Here is a 6786-nt window from a genome sequence, read left to right as displayed (position 1 = left end):
CAGCGACAGGGTGTTGGTGCCGAGCCCGTCGTCCACCACAGCGATGTCCGCGACCTTCAAAGCAGCGCCATTCTCAGGCGTCGAGAGGACCGGGTTGACCAGGCTTACCGCCGTCGGGGCCTTGTTGCCGGCGGGGGGCACGAGTTCGACCGAGACAAGATGCTCTTTATCTCCGCTAACCTTCAACTCCAATCGGTCTACATTGAGGCTAACAATCTCTGCTCCTGCGACCTTGACCAGACGTCCCTTGGGATCCGTGAGGTCAATGATGATATTTCCTTCTCCGCGGAGCGAGAAGTTGAGGTTTGTCCCGTCGCCAGTGACCGATAGCAGCTGAGCGCGGGAGGGTAGAGACGTGATGTGTGTCACATCATCAGGGGTGCTACCGAGCTTGATTTTGTATGTTCCGCCATCGGTATCCATGAAGACACTGTCATTGTCATAGGCATACCAGTCGGAGACACTCCCAATCGTCTTGCCCTCTTCCACGTCAAGCGCGAACGTGCCGATTTGGTTCGCCGTGACCGTTGCAGTTATGGTATTGCTGGCGCTGTCGAAACTGTAGTTGAAGCTGGCCTGCTCAAACGCCTTGATGCGCTGCGCGAGATCTAACATCGTGACGAACTCGGCGTCATGCTGGTAGGCGTAGCGCAGGAAATCGGTATACATCTCCTTGGTATAAGGAGACGATGCTCCTCCATTGATGACCCACTGGGTTGGTCCATAATCGTGCCAGGGCCAGACAAAGACAGGGAGATCGGATTTCAGGGACAATTCTTCGAACTGTTTGATCCATTCCTGTTTGGCTTGCTCCGGTGTCAGGCCACCGCCGAACTGAGGTTCCGCCTCAACCATGGAGAAATCGAACTTCAGGTTAGGAGCGAGGTAGACGCTATTTGATCCGGGAGTGATGTACCCGAATGCGCTAGGATAGCCTGCGCCCACCCCGGTATATCCGCCGCTGATATAAGAAAAGTACTGGCCGATCAGCTGGGATGTGGCGAGTGTCTCCGGAGCGCCGGGAACTGCGGCGCCTTGAATGGTGATTCCGAGCTTTTCCTGCAGAAGAAGCTTCGATTGGTTGAACTCGAACTCTATCTGTTCAGGAGACAGGATGTTTGTGTCTTCTGGATGAGTGTAGGAATGAGTGCCGATCTCATTGCCCATGGCCAGCAGCTGATCGTAGAAAGGCTTCGATTTGGCCCAGTCAGTCATCTGCCCATCGCTGGGATTGTTACCGATATTGACGTAGTAAGAGCCGACGAAGTTGAACTCGGTCTTCCATTGCTGGAGGATCGGCAAAAGTTTATCGTAGATGCCATTGCGGACATCGTTCACCTCCTGCGACTGGTCCATATCGGTGCGCGAGGCGAAAAGAGACGTCTGCCGGCCCATCTGAAGCTTGAGCTGCGGGCTTTCCAACGCACCCGCAGCCCAGCCAATCGCGTGCTGCAGCATATTGCTGTCAGCCATCATCCCTTCTGTGGCGAAGAAGACGTTGTTGGATCCGGTCTGAGTGGCCAAGACGGCATCGTGGGTACCATCCGATGCGGACTGGGTCGCCAGAACCTGGGAGGTCCCGTTGCTGACGCCACTGAACCAGGCCGTGCCGACCAGGGCCGCGCCCGTCTGCGAATAGGTGCGGATGGGCTCGCCTTCGCCATAGCCGATAATATGCGCGCCACTGTCGCTGCTTCCAGTGACCGTGACTTCGGCAACGTTGCTTCCGCCAATCCGCTCCACGCCCAGCAAAGACTTCATGCGCGCATACGCATCGCCTGAAAGGGCGGCCCCGGTCTCGTCATTCGTCATGAAGTTGCCGGCGGCCACGAGGCTGATGCCGTACTTGTAAACGGCGCTTGTCAGGACATTCTCGATGGCGGTCAGTTTGTCTTTCTGCACGAAGCCGAACGATGGAAAGATAATCGCGTCATAGTTGACGACCTTCGAGAGGTTGGTCAGGTCGTTCTCTGTCAGGAGGTCAAACGGAATGCCCGCGGCTGCCGCCTGGCTCTGAGCGGCCATGATCAGCTGGGAATAGGCGGTCGCACTAAAGTACTTGTCCGCGCTGGTTTGGGAGAACACGATTGCCACTTTGAGTGTCGTGTCTGTTCGAACAGGCGGCAGCTCATCCTTGACGGTAAATTGACCCTGTGAGTAGGGATTCGGGACGAAGGACGTGTCGTTGATATCGATCAGCGCGCTCATTGCGGGCGTCGCCGGGATCTTCGTCTTGTCGAGCGCTAGTTCAATGATCTTGCCGTCCGGGGAGTACGCATAGGACAAGCCGCCTTCGACAAGTGTCTCCGTTCCATCTGCGGCTACTGTGTAAAGGCCGGGGTGCGCGCCGAACGGCGCATTGGGGTCGGGTTTAAACTCGATTTTGTAATCGGCTCCAAGATGGGAGCCGAAGATTTTGTAGCCCGTTTCAAGGTTCTGATCGGTGTTGAGCCAGATGGTGCTGTTGGCGCCAATCGCGACGGAGCTCGAGTCGATCGCAAAGTGATAAGTTCCATCGACAACACGCCCATAGATCTTGAACCCGTCCACACCTGGCACGCCAAAGTCGAGGCGATCGACCGGGGTCCAATCTGCAAGCTGACCATCGAGCGCGATTAATGAGGCCAAGATAACCACCTAAAATTATGAGAAGGACTGATATGTCGGAAGTTGCTCCCAGACGAACGATGGTCAAAATGTGGCCGATGTGTAACTGTCCTGAAGGACTAGCGAGTCTGCTAAGGCGATAAGATGGCGATTTGTGAGTAATACCTCCCATATGAAGCTCGTAAATGAGTATATGATTCTTGAGGGCTGATGATTACTTCGTTGGAATCAATTACTTCGATGGATTTCGGAGCTCTGGCCGGCATTTTTCTGCGCTCGATTGCAGAAGGCCAGTTCATATCGAGGAGCTGACTGGATATTTACCAAATCTTCCCATAGGGGTGACACTGCTGGCGAGTGGGTTGGCGCGTTTGAGGCGGGGTTTGTGTCCGGGCTCGACAAGGTTTGGGCTGAGACTTGGACAGGGCCATGTCGCTCCGCCTGGCCTTGAGTGGTGATGGTCCAGTGTGGACCACGACTGTCGCCCATGCGGCCTTTCCCCAGGTAGTCCCATTCTACGCCTGCGCGACCGGCTCGGGACGATTGTCACCGCTCTCCGGTTCCCGTTCTATCCCTCTTCGCCCCTGCGACGCCGGCGGAATGCCCATGGCGGCTGGCGCTTGGACCCTGCGGCAGTGCGCCGGGAGCCTCTCCATTGAAGCCACAGTGCATCCGGAGCAGCCGGCGCCTGCTGCCACGACGTCTACGCCGGGAGCCTGAGATCCGTGGGATGGCCTGTGACCGTGAAGCGCAGCCCACCTTCACGAACGGATCAGAAGCGCTGGGATCGAGGGCGCAACCTCAGCGGGGGCTGTGACCTCCACCTGCAGCATTCCCGCTACATCGGAGTGAGCAGGACGCATCTGAGGCACATGCTGACAGCCGCGGCCGTGAACGTCATCGGGATCGCGGCCTGGCTCGGCGGAACCCCGCTCGCGCGAACGCGTCAATCCGCATTCACCAAGCTGATGATGGCTCCTTCCCCAGAGTGATGAATGTGCCGGCACTGCAGCCCGCTGCAGGTTTGGATGGACGGCAACTCTTTTCAATACAAAGCTTCTGGTTGATTAGCCGCGCGATGAGACCCGCAGTAGGACAGTTATGTAACTAAATCCTGGCCTTGCCACACTGGGAATAGCCCCTGGGTTCACTTGACCTTTTGGCCGGCGTAGAGCGGCGAGCTTTCCTCCGGTGCTAAGGAGGATCCTTGGTTATCTACTATTAAGAATCCACGGTGAAATAGGCAGCTGGCGGTCATCATTCTGCCTCATCGTTTGCACACGCAGTCGACTTTGCGATTTCGTAAAGTATCGTAAGATCGCTTCAGCAAGTCATGCGCAAGTACGCAACAATAGGGGAAGCTATATGTCATTGCCGACACCGGCCGAGCAATATATGCTCGACCTGATCAACACAGAGCGGGCGGCGGCAGGAATACGCCCTCTTGTCTTTGACGATAATCTTCAAACCTCATCCGAGAGCCACAGCCAGTGGATGATAGGCTCAGATAGCTTCTCGCATCAGGGCGTCGATGGTTCCAGCCCTCAAGGGCGCATGGCGGCGGCAGGCTATCAATTTACGGGGACCTACGGGTCTGGTGAGAACATTGCATGGGTCTCCCTCCGTGCGCCCGAAGGGTACATGGATGAAGTTCGGCTCATGCACCAGAACCTCATGAATAGTCCAGGCCATCGCGCGAATATCCTCAACCCGGCCTTTGAGGAAGTTGGGATCGGCATTGAAATCGGCAACCTGCAAGGATGGGACGCTGCTGTTGTCACCCAGAACTTCGGGTATTCGGCAGCCTCATCAACTCCTCCCGGGAGAGTTGCTGATGATGGCAACGTTCTCGTCGATGACGGGTTCTATCTGGCTCAGAACCCGGATGTTCTCGCCGCAGGGATTGATCCGGAGCAGCACTTTGCACAGTTCGGCTGGAAGGAAGGGCGGGATCCCAATGCCTTCTTCGACACCCGTGCGTATCTAGCGACGTACACGGACGTGGCAGCTGCCGGTGTGAATCCGCTGGAGCACTACAATGCCTTTGGCTGGAAAGAGGGGCGGGACCCGTCGGCCGCTTTTGACACCTCACGCTACCTGTCTGCCTACCCTGATGTGGCGGCTGCCGGTGTCAATCCGCTGGAACACTACCTGAGGTTTGGCATCGTCGAGGGGCGCTCTTCGTTCGGTGATGGCATCATAGGGTAAAACACCGCGCCAACCATGCGGGCTGGCGCTCTTGATGATGTGGTCACTCGGTCTAGGGTTTCCCGCAGGTGGATCCGGCATGATTGCCGCCGATCACCCGCGGGAGGTTCGTTCCCGAGCCGCCGTTCGCGACAGGTCTCGTGCCATGAACACAGACGTTGATTAGCCAGTCGTGCCGAAGCCGACGACCGCTGTAGAGCCGAGCACCTCGAAGGGGAGGGGTGAGAAAGTGCCGGCCAGCAGCAGGAAGGGCCACACCCGGCCGTCCCTGTGATCCGATCAACAAGGGGGGGCTGGCCGGTCCCGTGTGCCGATGAGGCTCATGAGATGGCTCTGGCCGCCAATTAGCAGCTGAGGCGTCTCCCCTCACGGCGGCCATATTGCAGATAGTGTTGCAACCCGGACGTTTCGCCCCGGCGGACAGCCCGGAGAACGTCGCGATTGCAGCGCAGATACTCACGCTCGTTGAAAGCACTGGGGCGACCGCGGTACCGGGGGCCGCGCTCCTCGTATCCATAGTCGCGATCTCTGTATCTGGGGCCGGGTTCCCGATACCCGTAATCTGGCTCATCGTACCCGGATCCAGGACCTCCATACCGTTGGGCCGAGGCTGAGCCCATTGTGGCCATTAAGCTAAGTCCTATGGCCGCTACTGCACAAAGAGCCTTCATGTTGCGTATTCTCCGCGTCAGAACCGTGGCGACAGCCTCGAAGCTGCCATCGCTCAAGAAGATGTACGAGCGCTGTTGAAAGAAGTCCGAACAGACCTTGCAGTTCCTGTTCATCTTTCGGAATAGCTTGTGGGCCACCGAATTTCCTGGAGACGGTTGTCGACTTTGAGGGAGAAATGCGAGTCCTCCGCCACTTCAATTATACTCGGCACCGCCAAGCCGTTGCTTTAGCGAAGTCTGCAGTTAAAGCGCTTTTGATCTGGCCTTGAATCCATTGTGGTGGTCTGTGCGTTGACTGGGATATGGCCCAGGAGGCGAGCCATGTCCCAGGCCTATTCCGCCGATTTGCGTGAGCGCGTTCTGGTCGCCTGCGAACGCGGCGACCTTCCTCAGGTCGAGATCGCCCGCCGCTTCCAGGTTTGCCCGGCCACCGTGTCGAACTGGCGCCGCCAGGAGCGCGAGGAAGGCCGGCGTGCTGCGAAGCCGCACAGTGGCGGCGTGCCCTCGCGCCTGGATGCGGCGGTTCTCGAGGTGCTGCGTCAGCTCGTGATCGAGGACAATGACGCACTGTTGCGTGAGTACCGTGAGCGCCTGGCTGAGCGAACGGGCGTGACGGTGTGCCTGGCGGTGATCTGCGAGGCGCTCAAGCGCCTCAAGCTGCGTCCGAAAAAAAGACGCTTCGGGCGGCCGAGCAGGAGCGGCCCGAGGTTGCTGCCGAGCGTGAGGCTTACCGCCAGCAGATGAGCGTGCTTCCCGCGGAACGCTTGGTGTTCCTGGATGAGAGCGGGGTAACGACTAAGATGGCCCGAACCCATGCGCGAGCCCCACGGGGGCAGCGGGCGTACGGCTCGATCCCGCTGGGCTCCTGGCAGCGGCTGACGGTCTTGGGTGCGCTCGCGTGTGAGGGCCTGGTTGCCACGATGAGCATCGAGGCCTCGACTTCTACCTCCGTGTTACTCGCCTATCTCGAGCAGATCCTGGTACCGGCTCTCAAACGCACCAAGTCGGATGCCATTCTGGTGATGGACAACCTGCGCCCGCACCACGCCATCGAAGTGCAGGACCTGCTCGATCAGGCTGGGATTGGACTGCTGTACCTGCCGCGCTACTCGCCCGAGTTCAACCCGATCGAGCACGCCTGGGCCAAGGTGAAAGAGCGGCTCAAAGCCAAAGCCGCACGCACTCTCGAAGCCTTGGAAGCAGAGCTCAAACCCGCCCTCGACAGCATCACCGCAAAAGATGCCAAAGGCTGGATCAGGCATGCCGGCTATGCTCTACACTGAAACCAAAAGCGCTTTAG

General features: G+C 58.3%; 4 protein-coding genes. 3 read left to right on the top strand and 1 reads right to left on the bottom strand.

Annotated elements, in window-relative coordinates; all coding sequences use genetic code 11:
* A partial coding sequence (locus tag DDF70_RS17320; protein ID WP_162820462.1) for a polysaccharide deacetylase family protein occupies window positions 1–2628 on the bottom strand: 2628 nt, incomplete at its 3' end.
* Window positions 2629–4002: 1374 nt separating this feature from the next.
* Here DDF70_RS17320 and DDF70_RS37500 point away from each other — a divergent pair.
* The 3 genes from DDF70_RS37500 to DDF70_RS17290 all read left to right on the top strand — a co-directional run bounded on the left by DDF70_RS37500 (window position 4003) and on the right by DDF70_RS17290 (window position 6769).
* Window positions 4003–4815, top strand: coding sequence for a CAP domain-containing protein (locus DDF70_RS37500; RefSeq protein WP_205772439.1), 813 nt, complete (start codon window positions 4003–4005; stop codon window positions 4813–4815).
* 992 nt (window positions 4816–5807) lie between these two features.
* Window positions 5808–6230 carry a helix-turn-helix domain-containing protein gene (locus DDF70_RS17295; protein ID WP_114946109.1) on the top strand — a complete coding sequence of 141 codons (423 nt, stop codon included), beginning with the start codon at window positions 5808–5810 and terminating at the stop codon, window positions 6228–6230.
* Window positions 6119–6769, top strand: coding sequence for an IS630 family transposase (locus tag DDF70_RS17290; protein WP_245435536.1), 651 nt, complete (start codon window positions 6119–6121; stop codon window positions 6767–6769). The genes DDF70_RS17295 and DDF70_RS17290 overlap by 112 nt, the downstream gene beginning before the upstream one ends.
* Window positions 6770–6786 lie beyond the last annotated feature (17 nt).

This window comes from Microvirga calopogonii (assembly GCF_003347665.1).
GTDB lineage: Bacteria > Pseudomonadota > Alphaproteobacteria > Rhizobiales > Beijerinckiaceae > Microvirga > Microvirga calopogonii.
The sequence above is the reverse complement of the archived record's forward strand: the minus strand, read 5'-3'. Positions and strand labels throughout refer to the sequence as shown.

Excerpts from the sequence above, each read along its gene's own strand:
- DDF70_RS17295 (WP_114946109.1), top strand. The coding sequence starts at position 5,808 with ATGTCCCAGGCCTATTCCGCCGATTTGCGTGAGCGCGTTCTGGTCGCC.
- DDF70_RS37500 (WP_205772439.1), top strand. The coding sequence starts at position 4,003 with ATGCTCGACCTGATCAACACAGAGCGGGCGGCGGCAGGAATACGCCCT.